Origin of the sequence: Peribacillus cavernae (genome assembly GCF_003989135.1) — a bacterium.
In the GTDB taxonomy this organism is placed as follows: domain Bacteria; phylum Bacillota; class Bacilli; order Bacillales; family DSM-1321; genus Peribacillus; species Peribacillus cavernae.
This window is the reverse complement of record NZ_RYZZ01000007.1, coordinates 22,032-48,006: the sequence shown is the minus strand read 5'-3', so window position 1 is coordinate 48,006 and position 25,975 is coordinate 22,032. Positions and strand designations below refer to the sequence as shown.

26 protein-coding genes and 2 pseudogenes are annotated in these 25,975 nt (G+C 40.9%); 13 read left to right on the top strand and 15 right to left on the bottom strand.

Going from position 1 to position 25,975, the window contains the following annotated elements; all coding sequences use genetic code 11:
- Positions 1-59 precede the first annotated feature (59 nt).
- Complete coding sequence (locus ELQ35_RS06315) at positions 60-1,268, bottom strand: ABC transporter permease (RefSeq protein WP_126863989.1); 1,209 nt, start codon at positions 1,266-1,268, stop codon at positions 60-62.
- On the bottom strand, positions 1,261-2,001 hold the full coding sequence (locus tag ELQ35_RS06310) for an ABC transporter ATP-binding protein (RefSeq protein ID WP_126863988.1): 741 nt from the start codon (positions 1,999-2,001) through the stop codon (positions 1,261-1,263). The genes ELQ35_RS06315 and ELQ35_RS06310 overlap by 8 nt, the downstream gene beginning before the upstream one ends.
- 600 nt (positions 2,002-2,601) lie before the next feature.
- Here ELQ35_RS06310 and ELQ35_RS06305 point away from each other — a divergent pair.
- The 3 genes from ELQ35_RS06305 to ELQ35_RS06295 all read left to right on the top strand — a co-directional run bounded on the left by ELQ35_RS06305 (position 2,602) and on the right by ELQ35_RS06295 (position 4,988).
- On the top strand, positions 2,602-3,024 hold the full coding sequence (locus ELQ35_RS06305; RefSeq protein ID WP_126863987.1) for an HIT family protein: 423 nt from the start codon (positions 2,602-2,604) through the stop codon (positions 3,022-3,024).
- A 193-nt stretch (positions 3,025-3,217) separates the two neighbouring features.
- The gene (gene serC, locus ELQ35_RS06300; RefSeq protein WP_126863986.1) at positions 3,218-4,324 is read left to right on the top strand and encodes a 3-phosphoserine/phosphohydroxythreonine transaminase; all 1,107 of its coding nucleotides are present in this window, start codon (positions 3,218-3,220) and stop codon (positions 4,322-4,324) included.
- Positions 4,325-4,469: 145 nt separating this feature from the next.
- A complete protein-coding gene (locus tag ELQ35_RS06295; protein WP_126863985.1) occupies positions 4,470-4,988 on the top strand; it encodes a tryptophan transporter in 519 nt (172 codons plus the stop codon).
- Positions 4,989-5,032: 44 nt separating this feature from the next.
- Here the strand turns inward: ELQ35_RS06295 and yhzF are convergent, their stop codons facing one another.
- On the bottom strand, positions 5,033-5,212 hold the full coding sequence (yhzF, locus tag ELQ35_RS06290) for a membrane protein YhzF (RefSeq protein ID WP_484237547.1): 180 nt from the start codon (positions 5,210-5,212) through the stop codon (positions 5,033-5,035).
- A 340-nt stretch (positions 5,213-5,552) separates the two neighbouring features.
- On the opposite strand from yhzF, the gene ELQ35_RS06285 reads away from it, so the two are divergent.
- The 6 genes and pseudogenes from ELQ35_RS06285 (at position 5,553) to ELQ35_RS23035 (ending at position 9,572) form a co-directional block, all read left to right on the top strand.
- Positions 5,553-5,939 (top strand): YtxH domain-containing protein, encoded by a 387-nt coding sequence (locus ELQ35_RS06285; protein WP_126863983.1) that lies wholly within the window; start codon positions 5,553-5,555, stop codon positions 5,937-5,939.
- A gap of 239 nt (positions 5,940-6,178) precedes the next feature.
- A complete protein-coding gene (locus ELQ35_RS06280) occupies positions 6,179-6,757 on the top strand; it encodes an HTH-type transcriptional regulator Hpr (protein ID WP_126863982.1) in 579 nt (192 codons plus the stop codon).
- Between the two features lie 246 nt (positions 6,758-7,003).
- Positions 7,004-7,540, top strand: a pseudogene (locus ELQ35_RS06275) (fatty acid desaturase); the annotation flags it as partial.
- Between the two features lie 24 nt (positions 7,541-7,564).
- Positions 7,565-8,182, top strand: a complete 618-nt coding sequence (locus tag ELQ35_RS06270) for a LysE/ArgO family amino acid transporter (RefSeq protein WP_126863980.1) — start codon at positions 7,565-7,567, stop codon at positions 8,180-8,182.
- A 204-nt stretch (positions 8,183-8,386) separates the two neighbouring features.
- A pseudogene (locus tag ELQ35_RS06265) lies at positions 8,387-8,757 on the top strand (VOC family protein).
- A 635-nt stretch (positions 8,758-9,392) separates the two neighbouring features.
- Positions 9,393-9,572 carry a hypothetical protein gene (locus ELQ35_RS23035; protein WP_307364095.1) on the top strand — a complete coding sequence of 60 codons (180 nt, stop codon included), beginning with the start codon at positions 9,393-9,395 and terminating at the stop codon, positions 9,570-9,572.
- Positions 9,573-9,652: 80 nt separating this feature from the next.
- On the opposite strand, the gene ELQ35_RS06255 is transcribed toward ELQ35_RS23035, so the two are convergent.
- Positions 9,653-9,745: a YjcZ family sporulation protein gene (locus tag ELQ35_RS06255; RefSeq protein ID WP_126863978.1), complete on the bottom strand. Its 93-nt coding sequence runs from the start codon at positions 9,743-9,745 to the stop codon at positions 9,653-9,655.
- Between the two features lie 184 nt (positions 9,746-9,929).
- Positions 9,930-10,013: a YjcZ family sporulation protein gene (locus ELQ35_RS06250; protein ID WP_126864615.1), complete on the bottom strand. Its 84-nt coding sequence runs from the start codon at positions 10,011-10,013 to the stop codon at positions 9,930-9,932.
- A 197-nt stretch (positions 10,014-10,210) separates the two neighbouring features.
- Here ELQ35_RS06250 and ELQ35_RS06245 point away from each other — a divergent pair, with 197 nt between their 5' ends.
- Positions 10,211-11,095 (top strand): peptidylprolyl isomerase, encoded by an 885-nt coding sequence (locus ELQ35_RS06245; protein ID WP_126863977.1) that lies wholly within the window; start codon positions 10,211-10,213, stop codon positions 11,093-11,095.
- A gap of 76 nt (positions 11,096-11,171) precedes the next feature.
- On the opposite strand, the gene ELQ35_RS06240 is transcribed toward ELQ35_RS06245, so the two are convergent.
- From ELQ35_RS06240 to ELQ35_RS06215, 6 genes are all read right to left on the bottom strand, one after another.
- Positions 11,172-11,354 carry a sporulation YhaL family protein gene (locus tag ELQ35_RS06240; RefSeq protein ID WP_126863976.1) on the bottom strand — a complete coding sequence of 61 codons (183 nt, stop codon included), beginning with the start codon at positions 11,352-11,354 and terminating at the stop codon, positions 11,172-11,174.
- A gap of 103 nt (positions 11,355-11,457) precedes the next feature.
- A complete protein-coding gene (gene yhaM, locus ELQ35_RS06235; RefSeq protein WP_126863975.1) occupies positions 11,458-12,396 on the bottom strand; it encodes a 3'-5' exoribonuclease YhaM in 939 nt (312 codons plus the stop codon).
- Between the two features lie 102 nt (positions 12,397-12,498).
- Positions 12,499-15,501, bottom strand: a complete 3,003-nt coding sequence (locus ELQ35_RS06230; RefSeq protein WP_126863974.1) for an ATP-binding protein — start codon at positions 15,499-15,501, stop codon at positions 12,499-12,501.
- A 21-nt stretch (positions 15,502-15,522) separates the two neighbouring features.
- Positions 15,523-16,743, bottom strand: a complete 1,221-nt coding sequence (locus tag ELQ35_RS06225) for a metallophosphoesterase family protein (RefSeq protein ID WP_126863973.1) — start codon at positions 16,741-16,743, stop codon at positions 15,523-15,525.
- Positions 16,744-17,032: 289 nt separating this feature from the next.
- Positions 17,033-18,280 (bottom strand): ABC transporter permease, encoded by a 1,248-nt coding sequence (locus ELQ35_RS06220; RefSeq protein ID WP_126863972.1) that lies wholly within the window; start codon positions 18,278-18,280, stop codon positions 17,033-17,035.
- Entirely contained in the window at positions 18,273-19,172 is a 900-nt protein-coding gene (locus ELQ35_RS06215) for an ABC transporter ATP-binding protein (protein ID WP_126863971.1), read from the bottom strand. Before ELQ35_RS06215 ends, ELQ35_RS06220 begins: the two co-directional genes overlap by 8 nt.
- A gap of 219 nt (positions 19,173-19,391) precedes the next feature.
- Here ELQ35_RS06215 and ELQ35_RS06210 point away from each other — a divergent pair, with 219 nt between their 5' ends.
- Positions 19,392-19,580, top strand: a complete 189-nt coding sequence (locus tag ELQ35_RS06210) for a YhzD family protein (RefSeq protein ID WP_126863970.1) — start codon at positions 19,392-19,394, stop codon at positions 19,578-19,580.
- Between the two features lie 203 nt (positions 19,581-19,783).
- Here the strand turns inward: ELQ35_RS06210 and ELQ35_RS06205 are convergent, their stop codons facing one another.
- Together ELQ35_RS06205 and ELQ35_RS06200 are read right to left on the bottom strand one after the other, a co-directional pair.
- On the bottom strand, positions 19,784-20,584 hold the full coding sequence (locus ELQ35_RS06205; protein WP_370873388.1) for an enoyl-CoA hydratase: 801 nt from the start codon (positions 20,582-20,584) through the stop codon (positions 19,784-19,786).
- Positions 20,585-20,787: 203 nt separating this feature from the next.
- Entirely contained in the window at positions 20,788-22,404 is a 1,617-nt protein-coding gene (locus tag ELQ35_RS06200) for a long-chain fatty acid--CoA ligase (RefSeq protein ID WP_126863968.1), read from the bottom strand.
- Positions 22,405-22,620: 216 nt separating this feature from the next.
- On the opposite strand from ELQ35_RS06200, the gene ELQ35_RS06195 reads away from it, so the two are divergent.
- Together ELQ35_RS06195 and ELQ35_RS06190 are read left to right on the top strand one after the other, a co-directional pair.
- Positions 22,621-23,481, top strand: coding sequence for a dimethylarginine dimethylaminohydrolase family protein (locus tag ELQ35_RS06195; protein ID WP_126863967.1), 861 nt, complete (start codon positions 22,621-22,623; stop codon positions 23,479-23,481).
- A 76-nt stretch (positions 23,482-23,557) separates the two neighbouring features.
- Positions 23,558-24,019 (top strand): DinB family protein, encoded by a 462-nt coding sequence (locus ELQ35_RS06190; RefSeq protein ID WP_126863966.1) that lies wholly within the window; start codon positions 23,558-23,560, stop codon positions 24,017-24,019.
- Positions 24,020-24,181: 162 nt separating this feature from the next.
- Here ELQ35_RS06190 and ELQ35_RS06185 read toward each other — a convergent pair whose 3' ends face one another.
- A complete protein-coding gene (locus ELQ35_RS06185) occupies positions 24,182-25,048 on the bottom strand; it encodes an HAD family hydrolase (RefSeq protein WP_126863965.1) in 867 nt (288 codons plus the stop codon).
- Between the two features lie 248 nt (positions 25,049-25,296).
- The gene (locus tag ELQ35_RS06180) at positions 25,297-25,653 is read right to left on the bottom strand and encodes a YlbF/YmcA family competence regulator (RefSeq protein WP_126863964.1); all 357 of its coding nucleotides are present in this window, start codon (positions 25,651-25,653) and stop codon (positions 25,297-25,299) included.
- Between the last annotated feature and the right edge of the window lie 322 nt (positions 25,654-25,975).

Here is a 25,975-nt window from a genome sequence, read left to right as displayed (position 1 = left end):
GAAATCCACTGCTTTTTTGATTTATAATTTCTTTTGCCGGTGTATTAACAAGGAACTCATTAAAATTTCTCCATTCTATTCTTAGCGTATATCTGAAACAGAATGATAAAAACAATACCAACAGCCAAGGAAGCGACTCCGGTAAGCAAGCCGCCCCAAAAAAGCGCAACCACAAAAAACACAATGTTTTCAATCAGCAAAAAGACCGAAATTAATTGTATAACTGCTTTTCTACGCAGGTCCAGAGGCAACGGATATAATGATACCCATATTTTCATTTCATGCTGCCTCCAGACGGGAAGCAGTTGTAAGCCGGTGATATATAAGAACAGCAGGGTAACCAGCAGCTTCACCCATAATCCCGGCAAAGCAGCCAGCACGAAAGAACCAATCACCGTCAAGCGGATTAACAAGCCAATATAATCATTCGCCCGGAGCATTGTACGGGCATACAGGAATTGATATGTTGCCTGTTGGTGATAGGGAATAAAACGCAGCAGCGGGTCAAGCCATTTCCTTCTTGAGACTTTATCCCTCAGTCTAGGAACATCCGTGAATAAATTGGCAAGCCGGTAGAAAGACATTAGCCGTTTTTCTTCTAACTCGACTAACCGCTCCCATTTCAATCCCTTTTTCTGCGTTGCGTTACGATAGTACAACCATAACAGGACCAACAAAATGCCCATTACAATCGGAAAGACCGCAGCTGAATAAATAAAGACGAAATAGAGCAGGAGGATATCAATGATGAGCCGCAAAAGTCCATCCATCCAGAGAGCGGATTTTTCTTGAAATTTCAATACGTTCCAGCGGATTTGCAGGTTTATATATTTGGTCAGTAAAATTACAACGAACATCCAGATAAATTCACCCAGGCCCGCCCCGGTTACCTTCGAAAACATCGGCATAGAAGCCGCAAATACCATAAGCAGAAGGTAGCCTTGAATCACAAAGCTCAAAACGATCGATCTGGAAAAATAGTCTTTCAGCTTCGTCTCAAGCGGAAGCAGAAAGACTATATCTGCTTCTTTTAAAAATGTATTAATCGGACTTTTAGCGACAAGGAAGCCTATCACCACCGCCATGATCATTTCTGCAGGAAAATCGCCATCTACCGTTTTTACCCATTCGCTGTAATAAAAAGACAGCCCCCCAACTGCAAAAACCAGTACAAACAAAAGATGCCCGTTAAAGATATAGCGGAGATATTTTTGCAGTTCCTTGCTAAAGCCTTTAAACCGATCGATCCACAGCTCCTGGCTATTCATTATGATCTTCCTTCGTCAGCTGGATATATAAATCGTCAAGTGTTGCCCCGGGCATGGAAAATTGCTCTCGTAACTGCTCAAGGTTTCCTTTGGCACGGATTTCACCATTATGCAAAATGATGAAGGAATCACAATATCGTTCCGCTGTTGCGAGGATGTGCGTAGACATGAGGATGCCGGCGCCTCCGTCTTTCATTTTGTTCATTAAATCCAACAGCGATTGGATTCCCAGAGGATCCAATCCAAGAAACGGTTCATCTATAATATATAAGGAAGGCTGCACTAAAAAAGCACACATAATCATCACCTTCTGCTTCATTCCTTTTGAAAAATGGGCCGGAAACCACGACAGCCTCTTTTCCATCCGAAACTCCTTAAGAAGCTGTTCCATCCGATTCTTATAGGCCTTTTCTTCAAGACCGTAAGCCATAGCAGTCAGCTTCAAATGCTCTTCAAGCGTCAATTCATCATACAAGATCGGTGTCTCAGGAATATATGTAAATTGTTTTCTGTATTCATCCGGATGGTCGGCAAACGACTTCCCGTCAATGGCAATAGTGCCGGATTTCGGTTCCATCAGGCCAATGATATGTTTAATGGTTGTACTTTTCCCGGCACCATTTAGCCCGATAAGTCCCACCAGTTCCTGGGGCTGTATCTCAAAACTGATGCCTTTTAAAACTGGAGTCTTCGTATATCCTCCTATAAGCTTGTTTATTTCTAACAAGGACATGCCATCAAACCTTTCTTTATATACGTTCCTTACATTTTAACAAAAATAAGCCTAGATATGCATTAAAAGTTAATTGTACATACCAATAATAACCATTAATAAAATCAAATGACCTTGGTCATGATAATTAGTGAAGAAGGGGTTCTTCATTACAAGTGATTTAAAACATCATACGTGAATGGGGTGTCAGTTAAAGACATACTAGCTGAAACAACCTAGAAGCTTCAAAAAACGTTTGAATGCAAGGGGATGATCGCTTTGCACGTTACTTGTCAGAACATTCATTCAGAAACACTGTCGAATATGCTTTCTAAGTTGATGAGACTTTAAAGATATAGGGGATGGTCGCGTTGGATGGAAAATTTCGAATATCATAACCCAATTTTACATTTGTAAATGAGGTGTTGATCAAAGAAATTCTACCTGTAATAAACGTAAAATAAGAAGCTGAACCCTTTGTTCGAAACAGGATGCAACATTGGTTGCATCCTGTTTTTTTTGCTTACCGCACATGGCTGGCATTAGTCGACGTTCCATTGCCAGATATGATACAATAGTAAAAACATCCCAATATATATACGCTATGAAAGGACGTTTATCATGAGAGAATGTATTTTCTGCAGTATCGTAAATGGAGATATCCCCGGAGCAAAAGTATTTGAAAATGAACATGTCCTTGCTTTTCTTGATATTAGCCAGGTGACAAAAGGACATACTCTTGTTATCCCAAAGGTACATAAAGAAAACATCTACGAATTAACCCCGGAAATCGCAAAGAATCTATTCGCGGCCGTTCCCGAAATCGCCCGTGCCATCAAACAGGAATGTAACCCGATTGGCCTAAACATCGTTAACAACAACGGGGAAGCTGCCGGCCAAACGGTATTTCATTATCACATGCATATTCTTCCGCGCTACGGAGAAGGCGACGGATTCGGCGCCGTATGGAAAGCACATACAAGCGACTATACTTCCGAAGACCTGCAAAAAATGTCCGGCGCTATTTCAAATCATCTCAAGTAAGCCATTCGGTCAACCAGGGATACATCTGCCCTGGTTTTATTTTACTTTTCACCTGAAAAATGCTTATTTTCCCCTATTCCAAAACATGGCTGTAATGAAAATTCGAAATTATCCTCCATTACAGCTTCTATTTCTGTTACTATAGAAATAAATTTCTGCACTTTAATGTATTACTGCGAAGGAGGAACACAAAATGAAACGCGCACTAAACTTTAATGCCGGACCGGCGGCACTGCCGGAAGCTGTTTTACAAAAAGCCCAGGGTGAATGGCTGAATATCGAGGATACTGGTATGTCAGTGATGGAATTAAGCCATCGCAGCAATACGTTCGATGCGATCCATAGTAAATCGATTGCCCTGTTGAAAGAAATCATGGATATACCCGACAATTATGAAGTATTATTCCTCCAAGGAGGCGCCAGCTTACAGTTTACCATGGTGCCGATGAATTTACTCCAGTCGGACCGTAAAGCGTATTATGTCCTTACAGGCTCCTGGTCCGAAAAGGCCCTCAAGGAAGCAAAGAAAATCGGCAATACAGAAATAGCAGCCTCTGCAAAGGAATCAAATTATACTTATATTCCAGCTGTGGAAGAGATAGCCTATAACCCGGCTGACGCAGCTTATCTGCATATTACGACTAATAATACCATTTATGGCACTCAATGGAAAGGCTATCCCCAGTTAGAAAATGCACCACTCATTGCTGACATGTCCAGCGATATATTGAGCAAAAAAATAGATGTAAGCAAGTTTGGGCTAATTTATGCTGGCGCCCAAAAGAATCTGGGTCCATCAGGCGTGACGGTGGTCATTATTCGCAAGGATTTAATCAACAGCTCCCTGACAAACTTGCCAACGATGCTACAGTATGAAACACATGCAAAAAGCAATTCCCTTTATAATACACCGCCTACCCTGGCCATCTATCTTCTTTCCCTTGTCTTGGAATGGGTACAAGACCAGGGCGGGGTGGAAAAACTTGAAGAAATGAACACAGCCAAAGCAAAGCTCATTTATGATGCGATTGATAACAGCGAAGGTTTTTATAAAGGCCACGCTGTTCCTGACAGCCGCTCACATATGAATGTGACCTTCACGCTGCCGGACGATCATGCAACAAAGCAGTTCCTGGAACAGGCAAAAGCAGCCGGCTTTGTCGGTCTGAACGGCCATCGCTCTATCGGAGGATGCCGTGCTTCGATTTACAATGCCGTACCCTTATCACATTGCGCTGAACTTGCAGAATTCATGAAGAAATTCAAAGAAACCTACTCTGCTTCAGTCGTAAAGTCATAGTCTGTTAATCACCTATTTTTAAATAAATTCCTTCTAAAAAACAAAAATGCATGATATACTGATTTAAACTTCTCGCTTCAGGCAATCAGTGCACTGCTGGGGAAGCCAAACATTCAGACCGAGATGAGAATAGGAGAGATGAGAAATGAATACGAAAGTACTGGTATCGCTGTCCCTTTTGGTGGGGATAGGAGCTGCACTGCATCTGGCAATTCCAGGATTTATCCTTGGAATGAAACCAGATATGATGCTTACAATGGCGTTTTTAGCGATTATTTTGTTTCCCGAGAAAAAGAATGTTTTCCTAGTAGCAATAGCAAGTGGAATTATTTCCGGACTGACTTCCTCCTTTCCAGGCGGATTCATCCCAAATATCATCGATAAATTTGTGACGGCATTTGTTTTTTATTTCTTAGTGATGGCATTCAAAAAGCATGCAGGATCCATTGTAACAGCTGGAATCTTAACTGCGGTCGGCACCCTTATTTCCGGAGTTGTCTTCCTGACATCCGCTTATTTCATTGTAGGCTTGCCTGGAGCATTTGTAGGCATGTTTGCAGGAGCTGTATTGCCAGCTACGGTTTTAAATACAGTTGCAGTGATCATCCTATATCCAATCGTCACCAGAATAATGAAAAAATCGAATACTGCTGCACATGTTTAATATACCACTAAAAACACCGGAGATTTTCCGGTGTTTTTTTATCTTTAGAATAGATAGATGATAAACCCGATAAGTAATAAAACCGCCCCAGCAAGCCCAAACATGCTAGCCCTCTGCTGTAATTGTTTTTTAGGAGGATAAATCCCTGGCTGCCGTGAATGTCCAAGATAGTATAGCATTCCTCCCAGACAGATGGCGCCTAATGTAAAACATACATACATCATTTTCACCAAGAAGTTCCCCTCCTTAAGAAACGATCTTCATGCTTAAGATTATATGCTCTATTTCTTCACTTATGAGCCAGTTCGCTTAAAAAAACCCGTATTACAGGCACACTATTGTTGAATACTAAATATGTCATTTTTACGTTTAAGAAAAAGTTTTTGTGATATAAAGATATAAGGAATGATTTGCTTTCCTTCACAAGAATATTATGGTACTTTTAGAAAAAGGAGCAATGAATAAATAGGATTTCTAAGATAGCATCGATGTTTTCTCTACTTAACAATTTTTTCCTATTTATACCCGAATCAAACCAAAAAACTTTAACCTGAGGTGATCAAGATGAAGGCAAAGTCGTTAATTATTGGATTCCTGACCGGAACAGTCGTCGCTGGCGCAGCAACCATGCTCGCAACACCTGCTTCCGGAAAACAGCTGAGAACAAGAATGAAAGATAATAAAGAAGAAATAACCGCAACACTCACAGAAGTAAAGGAACGTCTTGTCGATATCAAAAAGGCAACGCTGAGTGCCACAACGGTAAGCAAAGAATCGATTAATGTGTTTATTTCGGATGTCAAGAATCTTATTGAAAGTTGGAAGCTGGACATAGAACCCAACAAACAGGAACTAACAAGCAGCATTACTGACATCGAAACAGCCATCGGCGAATTGGAAACAGTCGCGGCCTCTTCCCCGATCTTGAATAAACAAGCAAACTCCCATTAACAAGATCCGGTGCAGGCGGATGATTCCCACCTAACTGCCCGGATTTCTCTTCCTTTTATTTTATGGCATCCATGAAATATGCCTAAAAAACTAATATTAAGAGTGATTCTAAAAAAATAGCCAAAAAGTGATATTATTTCTTGAAGTTTCTAAAAATTTCGCAAATTTTTATCTTTATTAATTTTTATTTTATTGTCATAATAAATAGATAGACTTTTTAAAAGTAGGTGAGCTGTTTCATGCAGGAAAAAAATTATTCTATGAAAGAAGCGATGCTTTTTAGCCAAAGAGTCGCCCAATTAAGTAAAGCCTTGTGGAAATCCATTGAAAAGGATTGGCAGCAATGGATTAAACCGTTCGACCTGAATATCAATGAACACCATATTTTATGGATAGCCTATCATTTAAACGGAGCATCTATTTCCGATGTCGCAAAGTTCGGGGTAATGCATGTTTCCACAGCATTTAACTTCTCGAAAAAATTAGAGGAAAGAGGTCTTTTGAAGTTTTCCAAAAAAGAAAACGACAAAAGAAATACCTACATCGAAATTACCGCTGAGGGAGAAAATCTCCTGCTTAGGATGATGGAAACATATGATCCAGGCAACAATGCTGTGTTCTCCGGTGCGCTTCCTCTCCGTGATCTTTATGGGAAATTCCCTGATATGGTTGAGATGATGGCGATAATCAGAAATATTTACGGTGAAGATTTCATGGAGATTTTTGAACGTTCATTTGTCAATATTGATAACCTGTTTGTTGACGAGGACGGCAAGGTTTTAAAAAAAAAGATAGAGATAGAAGCTGAGCCTGTGTAACGATTAGCAAATATATCTTGAATCCTGCAGGCTCGATGCATCTTTTTTATGTACTCTTTGGTTTCACTTTATTAAAAAGCGGATAAATATGCACAACCCTTTCCGCTTTTCCTTGTTCCATACTTTTGCTCATATATTCACATTCTTTTAGAATTCATGCTGTTCTCAACAGAGGAAATAATCCGGGTCCGAAATGAGCTGTGATACTGACTGTTCCCATAACTGAAAGCTTCTTTCCCTATAGGGAAACATATTATAAAGCCACTTACACTAACACACGTTCCAATGTATATTTATGGTACAATTAAAGTTAATATTTTTTCAAAAGAAGAGCCTTGGTCTGAAAGAATTGCTAAAGTTTTTTTTTGGTTGTCAATTATTACAGTAAGTATTACTTTCGATTTTTGGCAGGAACTAATTTTATTCTGGTTCGTTCCCCTACTTACTACATTTCAAATTATAAGATATTGGGCAGAAATGGCTGAGCACTCAGGTTTAAAAAATGAAAATGAATTATATGCTAGCAGAAATACTTTCGGTAATCCAGTTGAAAAATTCTTTTTACATCCACATCACGACAACTACCACCTGGTCCATCATTTGTTTCCAGCGATTCCACATTATAACTTGAAAAAAGCTCATTTAGTCTTAATGGAGGATCCAGCATATAAGGGAGCTCACCATTGTACAGGATTCTTTAAATCATTTTTACCTGGATTTTATAGCGTTGTCGAAGATATATGCGGCCGTTATCTAGATAGACATAAAAAGAAAATAAGCTAAGAGTTTAAGCAAGGGGGAAATATTATGTTAGCAGCACTACTTCACGGAATCGTATTAGCCTTCGGGTTAATCCTTCCCCTTGGTGCACAGAATGTATTTGTCTTTAATCAGGGAGCTTCACAACCAAAGTTTAAGGGAGCAATCCCAGTTGTCATTACAGCTTCACTTTGTGATACTTTACTTATTTTATTAGCAGTACTAGGGGTTTCTGTTATAGTATTATCTGTTCCTGTGCTGCAAACAGTAATCTTTTCTATAGGACTATTATTTCTTCTTTATATGGGGTGGTCTATTTGGAATAGCGACCCTGCAAACCTGAGTCAAAAGGAAGCAGCCATTTCGCCTAAGAAACAGATTTTGTTTGCTATGTCAGTATCTCTCCTCAATCCTCATGCAATCCTTGATACGATTGGTGTGATTGGAACGAGTTCACTTAGCTACACGGGTTCAGAAAAAGTAGGATTTACTGCCGCCTGTATTGTCATCTCTTGGCTTTGGTTTCTAGGTCTTGCAATAGCCGGAAAGGTAGTAGGTAACTTTGATACAGAAGGAAAACTATTAAAAGTGCTAAACAAAGTATCAGCAATAATTATATGGGGAGTAGCTTTATACATAGCTATTGAGTTGTACAATATGTTCTAGAAATACTAAAAGCTTTAAAGGAAATATGATAACTCAGGATTTCCAGCCTTAGCAGATTTTTTCGTCTTTTTGCTGGTAGGACGCATTAATCTGTAGGAAGTGCCTTAGATAATGACAAGTTAAATGAATCTGTCGCATTTTTACAATACATCTTTGGAAAGAATAGTTAGAGTTAGTATCAGTTAAAGGAAAGGAGTAATTATTATGATAAAGAATCTTGCTACAGTTGCACTCTACGTAGACAATCAAGAGCAAACCAAAAATTTCTGGACAAAAAAGGTTGGATTTGAAATAAAAGCCGAACATGAAATGGTCCCAACGCTCACTGGTTAGAAGTCGGACCTGTTGATGCAGGAACTGCGCTTGTCATCTATCCCAAAACTATGATGAGCAATTGGGCAGAATTACAGCCTTCGATTGTCTTTGACTGCATAGACATTCAAGCTACGTATAAAGAAATGAGCGAAAAAGGCGTTTCCTTTCCAATGAGCCCTGAAAAGATGCAATTTGGTTATTTTGCTCAATTTACAGATGAAGATGGACACACTTTTGGATTGCGACAACAGAGTAAATAATCACCAATGATCGCCAATTAAATCATTTTATCTCCTGACAACTTCTTTTCCTTTCAAACCTCATTATATCCGATGACACTTTTAAGCATAACTACGTATGGTTTTATTTCAGTGAATTTATCACCTATTAATGTGGAAGTAAATTTTAAAGTTAGCTTAATATCAATTGATACAAATGGTGATGATTTACAAAAGTACTTATTCTAGTATATGGCCCAATTGCGGAACAAAAAGTCAATAATAATAGCCCCATAAACGGACATTTATGGGGCTATTCCTGATTGGCACAAAATACATTGTATTTTTCTCGCAAAACCACACTGTATAGGTATATAGACAAGGGAAAGTAGGGTTGCTTTAATGAGTATTTTAACATTTTATATAAATTATCTGACGGACTAGAGCAGCAACCCTGTGACTAAGCCTAAAACAAGTATTTTAAATAAATGTAAAAATAGGTAAATTACTTATAGGGATTCATGGTGTGTTTTAAAATGTATTAGCGTGGGTTTTACGCGTTTTGCTGGTAGGACCCCTATAGACACTAAATCACTAAAACTTTTAGTCTATCTTTTTCTAATAATATTTGGTATCGTAATTATACATGAATGTTGTAAGGAGGGATTCAGGAAGTGATTTCATTGTTTTTTATTCTCTTCTCCGCCGTAATTTTATACAATATAAATAAGCTGACAAACTCTTTATGTCTTCAAAAAGAAATTCCTGAAGACCGACAGCCCAGGGTGTTCCGTACGATCAATATTTTAATTACAATCCTGCTCTTATCTTCTTACATCGAAATATCCTTTACATAGGAAAAATGGCAGCACCGTACCAAGCAAAAAGAGAAGCGGAACCGCTTCTCTTTCTTTGTTATCAAGGGAGAACCTATTTATTAATAACCCCAGGAAGCTCCAATGATGATTAAAAGGATGAAAAGTACCACAATCAGGGCAAATCCTCCGCCGTATCCGTATCCTCCAGACATTCATTTTCCTCCTTTCTTATCGAAAATGAACAGCAATTCTTCTGTTAAGAAATCGGGGGTAATAAAGCAGCTGTATTCATGTTAGTTGAAAAGTCTTTGCAGAAACAATTGCTGCTACCTTATCCTATTCTCCATGCTGCTAAAGAGAGTGGGTTTCTCCACTGCATACAAAAAACTTTTTTTATTAGCAGTAAGCTGCTCCCACAATTATCAATAAAATGAAAAGTACGACTAACAATGCGAAGCCGTTGCTATAGCCATCACCCATTTTTTTCATACCTCCTTAGTTATTTTCGTTACATCATATGTAAGAGCCATCGATTTGGGTAGGTCACTTACCCACTTTTTTCAATTTTCATCGAATGTAATGCAACAATATATTTTTTGTAAACGCAACACTTTATGTTATAGTAAAACTTGTAGATTCAGTAACGTACACGAATATATATACAGGAGTTGTTTTGAATGAAGAAATGGGCATTATCGATTGCGGTAACGGCCGGTCTGATTGGACTTACTGCTTGCAGCGGAGGAGGGGACTCAGCAGCTGTTGTAAAAACGAAAGCTGGAGATGTTACAAAGGATGAACTTTATAACGCAATGAAAGACAGGTACGGAAACCAGGTCGTTCAAGAGCTTGTCTATGAAGAAGTTCTTTCGGAAAAATATAAGGTAACTGATAAACAAGTCAATGATCAAGTGGACGAGCTGAAAGCACAGATGGGTGAAAACTTTAATTCTGCCCTTACTCAAGCGGGCTATAAAGACGAGGCTGCTCTTAAACGGTCGATGAAAGTAGGCATGCTTCAAGAACAAGCGGCGCTTAAGGACGTAAAGGTTTCAGAGAATGAGATGAAAGAATATTATGATACCCTTAAGCCTGAAGTGCAGGCCAGACACATCCTGGTGAATGATGAAAAGACCGCGAAGGAAGTTAAACAAAAGCTCGACCAGGGAGCAAAATTCGAAGACCTTGCCAAAGAATACTCCCAAGATCCTGGATCTGCTGAAAAAGGTGGAGATTTGGGCTGGTTTGGTGCCGGACAAATGGTTCCGGAGTTTGAAAACGCCACTTATGCATTGAAGAAAGATGAAATCAGCGGCCCTGTTAAATCAGAAAACGGCTTTCACATTATCCAGCTTCTCGATAAGAAAGAAAAGAAACCATATAATGATATGAAAAAACAAATTGAAAAAGATTTAAAATCTTCCAAGCTTGATGAAGCAAAAGTTCAAAAAGCAATGGATGACGAATTAAAAAATGCTGACGTTACAATTGAGGATAAAGACTTAAAGGATGCGTTGAAGCCGCCTGAAGCTCCTCCGGCGGCACCGGCACCTCAGCAATAAAAATTATGCTAGCAAAAAGGACTGTCTGATGACAGTCCTTTTCTTATTGGCTCCTGCAGGAGTACTTCCGTTCCCATTATGCCCCTTGCTCTATCTTATTCTCTTTTCTTTCTTTTTCCTCCTTCATTCTATCCATATATTTCTGCCCCTCTTGTTCGATAAATTGAGTGTCCTCTTTTCTTTCCTGCTTCGCTGTTCGTACGGTCATAATAGCACTGATCATTATACCGGCCAATACAAACCAAATCCAAATCGGCATATACTCTCTCCTTTCGGGAAGTTTGTCCCGTATCATTAGTAGAGAATATGCCGTAATCAAAAGAAATATGCTCCCTCTCTTGTATAGAGAAGAAGCATGTTTGTTAGAATTGAGGTTTGTAGAATGAACGGTTTTCAAGAGCAAATACCCGCTCTGTGAACTCCCCTGGTTTTGCTTTCTCAAGGGCCCGGTCCATCATGTTAATCTTTGCGTCGATGTTATCAATATAATGAAGCACCTCCGCTTCCCTGACAAGCGGAGGTTTGGGGCTGCCCCACTCAGCTTTGCCGTGATGGGACAGCACCAGATGCTGGAGGATCATGCTTTCTTCTCCGCTGATGCCGAGTTCATCAGCTGTTTTACCGATTTCGTTGACCATGATCGAAATATGTCCAATCAGATTCCCCTCTACTGTATACACTGTGGAAACCGGGCCTGACAATTCCATTACCTTTCCAAGATCATGAAGAATGACCCCTGCATACAGCAAATCTTTATCCAGTTTAGGATACAAACCCCCAATCGCTTTTGCCAGGTCAAGCATGGAAACAACGTGATAGGCAAGGCCTGACATAAATTCATGATGATTCTTCGTTGCTGCCGGGAAGGTCAGGAAATCAGCTTGATATTTCTTCAGCAAGTGACGGGTAATCCGCTGGATATTCGGGTTTCTCATTTCGAAGATGAACTGGGTAATACTCCCAAGCATTTCTTCCTGACTTAATGGGGCCGTCTGGATTAAATCCGATATACTAATAGAATCCAAATCTGTAGTTAGACGGATATTTCGGATTTTCAGCTGGCTTCTGCCGCGATAATTCTGGATCTCTCCCTGAATTTTCACCGCTTTTTCTCCAACATAGTTCCTTTCATCCGCTTCTGTTACATCCCACAGCTTGGCTTCAATTTCACCGGTCTTATCGGAAAGAATCAAGGTCAAAAAAGGCTTCCCATTGCTGGCGACAGCCTTTGTACTGCTTTTTATGTACATATATGTATCTATTGAATCGCCAATCCCATAATGAACAATCCCTTTTTGCATGATGATACCTCCGTTTACGTAAGTAAAAATATTATACCATATCAATGTTGTCAGTTCATGTCCGTTGTGAAATAAAATCCAAAGCTCCTTTAGCTCTGGATTTTATTTACGTATGCCGGCTTTTTCTTTTCCTAATCTTATGATCGGTGCGTTCTCGAAATATGACAGTAAATGTTCATGGCAGGTGAAAAAAATAACCTGCCGGGATTCTGAAATCTTTTGAATCAGCCGAATCATATTAGCGGTACGATTTCTGTCGAAGTTTACAAAGCTGTCATCGATAATAATGGGGAAGCCGTCACTCCCAAAGATATTCTGGGCGAGGGCAAGTCTCAACGACACATATACCTGCTCTGCCGTTCCGCGGCTGACTTCCCCGGCCTCGAAACGGAGCCCATCATATCTTTCCAGATACAAACCATCAACAGTTTCTCCAAGCAAGATTCTTTTATATTCCCCAGATGTTAAAAAAGATAAATATTCTTCTGCCAGGACGATGACCTTTGGCAGCCGCTCGCGCTTAAAAGTGGTAATAGTCTTATCCAACATGCTTTTTGCAAGAGCATATTTAGCCCATTCTTTTGCCTCCGTATTAAAGGCTGCTTTTGTTTCATTATATTGGTGCAGAAGATCGCTGTATGTCCCTCCTTCTTCCAGATGCCTGATTCTATGCTTCATATCTGATAATTGTTCTAACAATACAGATTGCCGCCCAAACAAGTCCTTTCTTTCCGCTTCAAGTGCCTCTACACTATATCTGCTTACTTTTGAAACGGAAAGAGCATCAAAGTCTTCTGAATGGAAGGTTGTTTTTTCAAGCTGAACGGAAATCATCTGTAAGCTGGTTGTTAGCCTTTCTTTTTCCTCAGCAAGTCTTGCTTGCTTTCTGAATTCTTCTTCAGCTTCCACCAGGGCAGCTTTGAAAAGCTGGTTCATCTCATCTGATAAGAAAGCGGACTCTGACTGTAATCGTTCGATTTCCATTTCCAATGGTCTTTTTTCCTGTTTATATTTGTTTAGCAGCATGGATTGTTCCAGATGCTGGTTGAGGGCCCGCTTCACTATTATCACTGCTTCGCGCCAATTCGCGGCGAATATACCCAATTCATCACAGATAGTAAACAATTCTTGTTTTTTTTGTGTGAAATTCCTTTCAATTCGTGCAAGTTTTTTCTTTAGCTCCAAAGATTCATCAATGGCATGCTTTACGTTCATCAGTAGCTCCAGAGCCGCTCCGGCATGGTAGTCCTTTGAATTAAAAGGGATTTGCCACTTTTGCATGATTGAAGCTAATTCTTCATTGGTTTTATTCCAGCTTGCTTCCCACCTTTCCGATTCCTCTATGACCAAATGAAAGGCAGCTGTTCTCTCTTTGTGTTTAACAGCTTCGGCACGCAGCTGCTGCTGGATTTCTTCCTCTTTTTGCAGCAGATGGCGTATAGAAACTGACTCCAACGACGGTTCCTCCTCTGTTTGCTGTTGATCATTTCTTTTCTTCTTTTCAGCATGTGCTAATTGTTGCTTCAGATCGGCCAGCACATCAGTTTGATTGATAAAGAAATGGAATGAAATCGCGATTGCCGCAAATAAAGCAGTAATTCCACCTAGAAGGAACTGTTCGCCAATGAGGAAATAACCAGAAGTAACCAGAGAAATCACCGCAAGCAGGGTGGCCGTAATGGCTGACCGCTTCCGGTTCCTTTTCGCTTTTGCCGACAGCTGCGAATATTTTTGCGTCAATTCAGCAATCTGTTCTTCGAGGATTTCCTTTTTAAGTGTGGCATAGTTTCCGTTACTGTGAGGGCTATATACACGTTCCAGCCGTCGTCTCTCTTCATTGGGAAGCTGGTTTTGCTTTAGTTCGTCTATCCTTGCTTCAGTGGCCTCGAGACTATTTTTTTCCAGCTTATATTTTTCATCCAGCCGAGTTCTTTCACTTTCCAATCGATGCTTTTCTCGTTCAAGCCCTTTTATCTTTTCTGTCATAAAGATGCTCGTGTCCAGTTTGCTGATTTCGTCGTCATGCAATTCAATCAATAAATTGTTTTTATAGTTCTCCTTCTCCCTTTCTTTTGTACGAAGGGTTTGTTCAAGCTGACTTTTTTCCTCTTCCCATTTTTCAAGCAAAGGGGCATTGTCAAGAACGGCTGTCCATTTCTCTTTGTTGGCGGTTAGATACGGGGAAATATTCAGCTGTTCTATACTCGTATCGTTCTCCTGCTGTTTCTGCTGCATTGCGGAAAGCTGAGCGTTGTTCGGTATCTTTAGAGCAACAAGCTGTTCAAGCCTTTTTAATCCATCAACTGGAAAAGGGACGTCCCCTAGTTTAGCAAGCTCGTTCTGCACCGTTTGTTTTTCTTCGAAAAGCGGCTGAACTCTCAGGAATTCCTGATAGTAAAATAATGTACCTTCATTCCTGTTGATTGTTTCTTTTAACGCGAGAAGTTCCGCCTCCGTTTGCTTTTGCTTTAATTGAAGCTCTATGTATGTACGTTGTTCTTCATCGGCTTTTTTCACCCCTGACTGCAAGTCCTTCAACTGTCTCAGCTTTACATTTAATTCTGGTTTCTGTCCGGAAGGCTTAAAGCGGGCATCCAGTTGCTTCTGCAGTTTTGTTTCGACTTCCAGAAGCTTATCGCTGCCAATCATTCCTGCGGACAGCAAATATTTTCCGAGTGCTGCTTCACTTATGTCCTGCACTCCATGAAGACCTTGCAGATCAAAAGAGAAAACGGACTGAAAGTAGTTTTTATCGATCCCCTGCAGCAGTTCCTTTAAGTCGTTTTCATTTCCAACCTTTCCATTTTCAAAAGCTACGTTCACATCCCCGACTGCTTTTCCTTTGACCCTTTCAATGCCCACTTCACCAAATCGTTCCGAAACCAGTAAAACACTTCCGCCGTATTTCGCATTCAGTTTAGGTTCATAACGCCTCTCGTTTTGGCTTTTGGTCGGAAAACCAAATAAGATACTATGGATGAATGACATGATAGTGGTCTTTCCTGATTCATTTTCTCCGAAGAAAATCTGCAGCTGCCCAAGATCACTGAATGTCTTGTTTTCAAGCTTGCCATATCCATATACATGCAATTCTTTGATTTTCATTGCTATATACCTCCCTTCCTGTTAATTTCGCTGAAATAATCGCATGAGAACAGTTTGCGATTGACTGGCCAACTCTGCTCTTTCCTCTTTATCAAGCGGATCAAGAAACCTCCGCGCCTCCCGGTGATTATAAAGCTGGCCCAATGCACTGTCTATCTCATTGGAGTCAGCTGCGTTAGTGAATAATTCCCCAAAAAAAGGATTCTCTGAAATGAGTGGTTCATCCAGCAACGAGTCGTTTTCAATTATCACCCGGTACGGCCAAACAAAACCTTCTGTTTCATCTTCTTCATCCTGTAGGCTTTCGAGAATTCCCTCGATAAATTCTTCGGTAAATAAAGAAGGATTAGCGTGATCGGCTATCTCCAGAACTAACTCCAGCAATAACTCCTTTTCATTGTTTTGGACTTCCTGCAAATAATTACGGCATTTTTTCAGAATGTCATCAAATTGTCCATCACCCGCTAGCTTGATTTGCATTGAATCCCAACCAATCGATCCTGTTTCGATAAACTGATAATCTGTTGCACCGTTATTGATCTCAACTAAATAGCAGCCTTTTTCTCCGGTTTCCTTTCTGTTTCTTCCTTGGATATTTCCAGGATAAATCGCTGGCGGCTGCTTTAAAACAATTTGTCTTTTATGGATATGGCCCAGTGCCCAATAGTCAAAGTTCTTTTCTACTAGCTCCCTCTGTGAAAATGGAGCATAGGGGCTGTGATCTGTATAGCCTTCCAGATTTCCATGCAGCATACCGATATGATAATCAGCATCATCCTGCTTTGTGAACATGGTAATGATCCGCTCGGAAACATGCCTTTTCGGATAACTATAGCCATAAATATTGACGGTGGTCCCGTCCTGCTTCTGGAATTGCTTCACTTCGGGTTTTGCTTGAAAAACATGGACATTTTCCGGTAAATCGACATGTATCCATGAACCGTCCAGATGGTCATGGTTTCCATGGATGATATAAACCGGTATGTTGTGTTCCCTTAACCTCTCCATTTCTTTTCGAAAACGCACCTGGGTACGAAGGCTGCGGTTTTCCCCATCATAAAGGTCTCCGGCCAGCAGCAAAAAGTCAACGCGATGAAAAATCGCTGTGTCAATAACTTTCTGAAATGCCAGAAATGAACTTTCCCTCAGCCGTTCGATTAAAAAGGCAGGAAGATTCTTCAATCCCGCAAAAGGACTGTCCAAATGCAAATCGGCCGCATGTATAAAGACAATTTTGCTCATTTTCCGTTTCACTCCCTAAAATAAGGTTTGATCGTATATATCTTACCACAAATAGAACATACTTTCTTATTCTTTTGAAATGGAAGGCGACTTCAAGACCAAATGCGCAAGCGCCTTGTTCAAAGGAACGTCAGCTAAGAACCGCACGTCCTGTGGCGACGTCGGCACTAGTACATCCTTGTACGTCGGAGCTGGATGCAAAGAACCAAAATTAAGTGATCCACATTCAATCTATAGTATCCTATACAACAAAAAATGGATGATGCCGCGCACCATCCATTTTTTGTTCTTATCCATTTTTGGAAATCTGCAAAGCTTTTTTTATATCCTTGTATGATTTAGAGCTTCCATACATCAGCACCCCGCCGCGGTACACTTTTCCGCCGAAAATACCCAGCAGGACAATCGTGACGACCAGTAGACCGATGCTGAGAGCGACTTCCCAGAACGGTACTGAAATCATCCCGACCCGCAGGAACATGATCATCGGGCTGAAAAATGGAATGAATGAAATTCCAGTGATGAAGCCTGCGGTCGGATTAGTCAAACCGTACATTGCAATGAAAAAGGCAATCATGATAAGCATGGTCACTGGTAAAATCATCTGCTGCACGTCCTCTACTCTGCTGACCAATGATCCAAGGAAAGCGGCCAGGGTTGCATACAGGAAGTATCCCAGCAAGCAAAAAATGATTGCGTATATAATGGTGGAGATGCTAATACCGTCAAAACCCAGGAATGAAAAAATTCCGCCATTCATTTCATCCAGATTTGGTTTTATAGAAACATAGCCTGCACTCAAGAATAATAGTATTTGGGTGATGCTTAACAAAGCGATACCACAGATTTTTGCAAACATTTGCTGTACGGGTGAAACGCTGGATACGAGGATTTCCATCACTCTTGACGTTTTTTCCGTTGCTATCTCCATCGCGATCATGCTTGCGTACATGATGACGTTCAGATAGATGACAAACAAAAGGATATAAACCAGCCCGCGGGCTTGATTCAGTTCATCCTCTGTTTTTGCATTTTTCTCAAGCGCGACTTTTTCAAAAGCAGCAGGTGTGCTCAATTGGGCAAGCTGCTCGGGCGAGAGCTTTAATTCGCCTGCTGCAAGACTGCTCTTAACCTGGGTCAATGCCAACAGCAGGTCATCACTTATGGAAGAGTCCGAGATTATCTTTGCTTTGTATGTACCTTTTAAACTTTTCCCTGAATCTTTTTCGATAATTAGATAGCCTGTTAGCTTTTCAGAGTTGATAAGCTTTTTAGCTGCGGCTTCATTCTCAATGGTCTTTAATTTAACATTCCTGTTGATTGTATTGATCCGGCCATTCAATGTTTCATAGGTGGATCCAGTTTTATCAAGGACGCCTATCGTGACTTTTTCATCCTTATCAAAATAATCGATGACTTTCGGCAGGCTGGCTAAACCAATGACTAGCAGCACCATAATGATCGTTGATACAATAAATGATTTCGTTTTCAACTTGGAAAGGTATGTATGAAATAATACAATAAAAAACTTATTCATATGCGGCACCCACTTTTTCTATGAAAATATCATTCAGGGAAGGCTCCTCCAGCTCGAATCTCCTAACGAAGCCTTTGGGTACCAATTCACGCAGGATACTTTCGGCAACATCCTCGCCGGTTATCTGAAGAACTTTACCCTCAGTCGTCGTTTTCGATTTCATAACGCCCGGAAATTCGTCCAGGAAGGCTAGATCAAAATCGGCATGAACCACTACATTCTTCTTGCCAAAGCTGCGTTTAATATCCTTCAATTTCCCAGCAACTACAGGACTTCCCCTGTGCATAATGCACAAATGCTCGCAAAGCTCCTCGACGTGCTCCATCCGGTGGCTGGAAAAGACGATGGTTGTTCCATTTTCCCGTAAATCGATGACAGCATCCTTAAGGATCTCCACATTCACCGGATCAAGCCCGCTGAACGGTTCATCAAGAATTAACAGCTTCGGCTTATGGATGATGGACGCGATGAACTGGATTTTCTGTTGATTCCCTTTTGAAAGCTCTTCGACACGCTTATCCAAATAATCAGGCACCTTGAATCGCTCCAGCCAAGCCTGGAGCTCCTTTATGGCGGAGGCTTTATTCATTCCTCTTAATCGAGCTAGATATACAATTTGATCCCGCACCTTCAATTTTGGATAAAGACCGCGTTCCTCTGGCAAATAGCCAATGATCGGACTGGTGGAATAATCGATAGGCTTCCCATTCCAACTGATTTCTCCTGCCGTCGGATCCAAAAGCCCAAGAATCATCCGGAAGGTCGTCGTTTTCCCCGCACCATTTGCCCCTAATAAACCGAACATTTCTCTCTCAGGAATAGTAAAATTCAAAGAATCGACCGCTGTAAAATCGCCGAATTTTTTTGTGACATTGTTAAGTTGCAGCACCAATTTGTATTCCCCCTTCTTAAGCTCTATACGTGTATAACAAGCAAATGGTTTCAATATATTAATTTTTTATTTAAATACTTCTATTTTAGTAAAAATCATACATTCATATTCCACAAAGCAATACAGAGAATATAAAATCTTTGCAACATAATGAATATTATGCAAAAATAGCAGTACATCAAAATATGAAAAAACATTTAAAAAAAGGGGCAAATAAACATGAGCAGAGTATATAAGCTAACTGTATTCGAGCCGACCGGGGAGAAGCTTTTGGACGAGTCCTTCGAGGCGGAAAATGACGATCAGGCCAAAGAATTAGGAGGAAATCTGCTAAAGGAAAAAGATTACGGAGAAAAAACACACCGCTGCACCTCACCAGCGGGAAAATTGGTCCTTTTTCACCGTTGACCAGAGAAGCGGACACGCCTTGATCTGCCCTGACAAGCATAAGACGAGGCGCTCTTTGCCTTCTGCAGGGAGATGACTTATGACTCGAAGGGCTTACAATCAGAAAAGCGGATGCGCCTTGGTCTGGCCTATTTCATAAATAGCGGGACTTTTATGTTAAGCGTACTCAAAAGAGCCGACACTTTATGTGTCGGCTACCTTTATTAGTTCCCTGTGAAATTTGGATTCCTTTTCTCGACAAACGCCTTGACGCCTTCCTGGTGATCGCTTGTCTTGCGCATTTTCATTTGCGCATTTTTTTCAAGCTCAAGCATTTTCAATAAAAGCGGGCGATTTTTCTCCCCGAGGATCTTTTTCGTCTTGATCATGGCCTGGATTGGGCTGTTCAACCATTTTTGAAGTTTTGTTTCAATCGATTGCTCAAGGGTTTCCGCAGCAACTTCATGAATCAGCCCTTTTTCGAATGCTTCCTGCGCCCTCATTACTTTACCTTCCCAAATGAGTTCCTTCGCACGGACCTCACCCAGTTTTCTTTCGAGGAAGAAATGGCCGCCGCCATCGGGTATCAGGCCAATCCCGATGAAATTCATCGCAATTTTACTTTCAGGTTCCGCAATAATGTAATCCGCAGCCAGCGCTACGCTCAAACCAAGACCTGCTGCAGCACCATGGATGCCGCAAATTGTGAGCTTCGGCATGAAGTAAAGAGTCGTCACCAATTCACTGATGCAATCCATCAACGAGTTAAAGGCAGCTTCTCCCTCTTCACCTTCTGATGATAGCATCATTTTGATGTCTCCGCCTGCGGAAAACGCTTTCCCTTTTCCTTTTAAAATAACTGCATGAACATCTTCATTGTCTGTTATTTCCTTAAGTGCGTTCACCAATTCACGAAGCATTTCTTCATTCATTGCATTCATTGCTTCAGGACGGTTCATTTCGACAGTAGCCGTTCTCCCGGAATAGGTAACTATGACGCTCGCTTGGGCAGAAGCCGATTCAATTCCCACTTAGTCTTCCTCCTCAAAAAAGTTCGTTCTTTACATATTATAGCGTTTCTTTTAATTAAATAAAAAGAAAAAAGTGAATATTTTAATAATCTTGACACACTTCTGCCACAAGCTATTATTCCCTTTCGTGTGATATAAATGAAAGAGCTTGCATTCGATGCAAAAAAGGAGATGAGCGTCTCATCCCCTCCTTACAATTATTGTTTAGCGTATTTGTCCTTAATCTGTTCGCGAAGAGCCATTTTTAGAAATTTGCCGACACCTGTTTTTGGAATTTCATCAAGAAAAAGGACGTCATCCGGAAGCCACCATTTGGCAAACTGTGGCTGTAAAAATTCGATGATCTCTTCCTTGCTAACCTTTCCTTTATAGAGATCTTTAAGGACCACACACGCAACAGGACGTTCCTGCCATCTTTCATGAGGAATTGCGACGACTGCTGCCTCGAATATGGCTTCGTGGGCCATTAATGCGTTTTCCAGGTCCACTGAAGAAATCCATTCACCTCCGCTTTTGATTAAATCCTTTGTCCTGTCGACAATTTTCACGAATCCGTCTTCATCTACGGTTACAACATCCCCTGTGTACAGCCAGCCATCCTTAAAGGCACCTTCTGTTCTGTCATCCCGGTAGTACTCATCAGCAATCCAAGGCCCTCTAATGAGCAGTTCGCCCATTTCTTTTCCATCGTTTACCACTTCTCCTTCCCTACCCACTACCTTAATTTCAATGCCAGGAACCGTCATTCCCTGTTTAGCTTTTAGCTCGTACTTTTCTTCCTCATCCAAATCATCGTGATAGCTTTTCATGGTCGAGGCAAAAACAATCGGACTCGTTTCCGTCATGCCGTATGCGTGAATAAAAGGGATATTGTGCTTTTGTTCATAAGCCTTGATCATGCTTTTAGGAGCTGCGGAACCTCCACAAATCACTGCCCTCAAGCTGCTTGTATCGTATTCATTTTCATCGAGTTCCTTTAAAAGGCCAAGCCAAATTGTCGGCACGCCGGCTGTGATTGTTATTTTCTCAGATTGAATAAGCTCGGCAAGAATTTTCGGAGTGAAATAGGGTCCTGGCAAAACCAGATCACTGCCGAACCACACCGCCGCAAAAGGAAAGCCCCAGGCATTGACGTGAAACATCGGCACAACAGGCATGGCAATATCCCTTTCTTTGACGCCCATATTATCTGCTAAGCCAAGTGCTAAACTGTGAAGCACGATTCCTCTATGCGAATAAACCACACCTTTCGGATTACCGGTTGTGGCTGATGTATAGCACATTCCTGCCGGCGCATTTTCATCGAGATCCTGAATGAACGGATGGGATGGGTTTCCCTCAGCGATCAGCTTTTCATAATGATACACGGGAGACAGCGTTGTTTCCGGCAGCTCCTCAGAATCGGTCATAATGATATATCCTTCCACATGGCCTATCTCTTTATGGATGCTTTCGATAAGCGGTACAACATCAGCATCGATCAATAACAATTTATCCTCGGAATGATTCACGATATAAGAAACATGCTGTGGTGAAAGCCTCATATTGATTGTATGCAAAACCGCTCCAGAGCAAGGAATCGCAAAATAGGCTTCCAGATGCCGGTGATGGTTCCAGGCAAGGGTTCCGATGCGGTCCCCTTTTTTCATTCCCAGTTTCTCAAGGCTGCTTGCCAGCCTCCTTGTCCGTTCAGCGATTTCACGATAAGTGAACTGGCGGATGCCGCCTTCCGTTCGTGATATCACCTTTTTTTTCGGATAGTACTTTTCGGCTCTTTCAATCATTTGCGTCATAATCAAGGGGGTATTCATCATTTTTTTTCCTCCTCACAGCAAGCGCCTGCATATTTTTTCTGAATACATGTAAAATTCTCTTCATTTTCGATTTATCCTTTTTATTATTTTTAATTTTTAAAAATGCCCCAAAACAACATGAGTCTGTTTGAACCAGCAGCAATTTCGATGAATGAAGTTTTTTCTCTCAATAATAAGGAAATAGTATAGGTAAAGTTATCATTCAGGAGGAAACCCATGTCATTGCATCAGGAAAACGAAATCCAGGCTTTTTGCTACAGTGAATACGATGAATTGAGACGTGTCGTATTGTGCCAGCCTCAATATATGACGATACGTGAAGTAATCAACGATACCCAGAAGCATTTTAAGAAGGAAGGAATCGATATCAAAACGGCTATGAAGCAGCACGGAGAATTCGTGAATGTTCTGCGGCAGCATGGAGTTGAGGTATTCCTTCTTCCTTCCTTTAGCCAATATCCCGAGCAGGTTTTCACCCGCGATATCGGTTTTACCCTTGGACAAACTGTCTTTGTAGCTGAAATGGCAAGTGGTATCCGTCAGGGGGAGGAAGAAATCCTGAAGAAGTGGCTGAAGGAAAACAGACTTCCGTTCCATAATCTCGTTAAAGACCAGATAGAGGGCGGAGATGTTATCATCGATCGAAATACGATTTTTGTCGGCATCAGCAACCGGACTCATATTAACTCGATTAAACGTCTGCAAACGTTGCTGCCGGATTTCGAGGTCATTCCTGTTCCCTTTGAAGCAAAATATCTGCATCTGGATTGTGTCTTTAACATTTTGTCCCCGGAGGATGCGTTGATTTTTCCAGAGGTTATTAGCGAAAAAGAGAGAGAATTTCTGTCCGGGCGATATAATCTGATTGAAGTGACAGAGGAGGAACAGTTTACGCTTGGCACCAATGTGCTTTCCATTGGCAATAAAAAGATAATCAGTCTCCCAGTAAATAAAAATGTCAATGAAAAACTGCGCGACCGAGGCTACGATGTGATTGAAGTCGATATAACAGAAATCATCAAATCAGGCGGCTCGTTCCGATGCTGTACAATGCCTGTTTTCCGAAATAATATGTAATCTTATCAGTTTTCATCGAATTACTTCTTTGGTATGCTTACAAAGATACGGTTATTATTTGAAAGGGGATAAAACGATGAGTGAACTTTTATTTAAGCAATTTGAATTGACCAGAAATAATTTACTAGACGAAGTATCGGCCTTAAATCCAGCAATCTTTGATATTCAGCCGGAGGGATTTAATAATACCATTCACTGGCATATCGGTCATGTTCTGACCATGGCGGAACAGTTAGTGTTTGGATTTCCTAAGGAGTCAAACAATTTGCCTGAAAATTATGTTGGCTTATTTGGGTACGGTACGAAGCCCTCTGACTGGCAGGGAGAGGTACCGGCTGTGGAACAGTTGGTTGAGCAGTTAAAAGAGCAGGCTGTCCGACTGCAGCAAATCGATGCAGATCGTTTACAAGTAGAATTAAAAGAGCCATTTTTAGGGCTGACGACTTTCGGTGAAATTGCCAATATGACCGTCTTTCATGAGGCTTATCACCTTGGCCAGATTCATGCAATGAACCGGTTTATTAGTAAAAAGAATTAATATGAACGAAACAGGCCCGGATACCTAGGCCTGTTTTTTTATTTTCAGCTTAGTCTGGTTGAATTATGTTAGAGTTTGATTGAATTCTTTCTTGTTTTGGTTGAATTATTCCTGATTAGTTTGAGTTTCCTACCGATTTGGTGAATATCTAAAGAATTCTCATCATTTGAGAATATTCATTTTTTCCAAGAATTCGATTGGATGCTGTTTTCGGAAAAATTCCTTTAGCATATAAGCGACACCATGATCATCGTTTGTACGGGTTATCCACTTAGCAGCTTTTTTCACTTCAAATGGGGCATTGCCCATTGCCACTCCAAGTCCGCATTCCTTGATCATTTCAATATCATCGAGACCATCGCCGATCGCAACAATTTCACTGCGTTTCATTTTTAAATGGTCGGCAAGATGAAGCACGCCGTTCCATTTGGAGACTCCCCTGGAAACGATAGAGAGATTATTGCCTGGCTGCAGTATCGTTTGCACCTCAGGGTACATGCCGGTGATCAGTTTGAAAATATCTTCTCTGTCACTGTGATTATTGAATATGACATCGATTTTCGGCGGTGCTATCGGCTGCTTTGCCAATTCTTCACTGAGCAAGTCGACATAGTTCTGGGAGTAGACGTTTTGCTCATTCATATACATGACCGCTTTGCCGAGTAAATTTTCCGGAACGTTCACTCTGTTTCCAAGCATATATTTCTCGGTTACAAGTTGAATTTGGCAGTTTGCCTTTTCCAGCAGCTGTACAATTTCAAGTGTCAGTTTTTCTGAAATCCTTCTTACAAAAAGCGGCTTCTCAACCGTCGAGCCGACAAACGCTCCTTGAAGGGCTACAAGCATTGGATTTATTTTTAAAGCCTTTGCTGCCTTTTTAGCTGAATGAAAGTTCCGTGAAGTAACTAGCGTGACATGCACGCCTTTATGATGGACATATTCTATCGCTTCTTTTGTTGATTTATTTAAACGGCCATTTGATTGAAGCAATGTCCCGTCAATATTAACCGCAAGTAAACGATATACCATGCTGATCTCCCCTATCTGTAGTGTCCTATTCCATTTTTATGAATCAGAGACTTTCGATAGAACAGATAAAAAAAGCGGAAGAGACTTGACAAGCATAAGACAGATCCCGAAAGAAGGCGCTGTTCGCCTTCTGTAGGGCTCGAGAGGCTAGGCGCAGGAGATAGACACCATTTCATGTTGATAAAAGCAATATTTTCTTATTTTAGCAAAAAAGGCGCTGCACTTTGTGCAGTCGCCCTCTAAAAAAATTAGCCCTGTTCCGGCAAGCCGTATAATTCCTCAAGCGGCTTCATGATGATTTTATTGAGATCCGCGATGACCGTGCTCATTCTCTGTTCCGCTTCCATCAATTTTGAAATGGTTGGGTGCTGTTGTACTAAAGCTACCGTTTTCTGTGCCTGCTCAACTTCTTCAGGAGTTATTTCTTGGCCTGCCATTTGTTTTTGTTGAAGCATCATCTGGATTTGGCGAAAGTTTTCAAACATGCCCCGTGCCGATTGATCTGCATTTACCTGATCATACAAACTTTTTAGTTCTGTATATTCACTGCTTCCGCGAATAGTTCTTTCCATTTCATATGCAGCATCGTATAGGTTCGCGCTCATCATACTCCTCCTTAACTCTTTCCGATTTTCCTTTCAACTATAACAAAACCAATCACAAAATGAAAACTTCGTTTAGGGGCTTTGCGATAAATTCTTTCCTTATTAATCACTGTATTCCCTGCTCCTTCAGAAAATTCTTGATTATATTTCGCCAATTACCGAATTTCTAATTGGCCGAGACACGTTCCAAACCTATCATACATAAGATAACATATCCGCTTTTGCCCATCTCATAATGAAGAAAAAGCGAACCCAGTCGTGCTTTAGAAGATCATACTTTCTTATTCAATTTGAGAAGGATAAACCAGTGCAAACGGGGAAT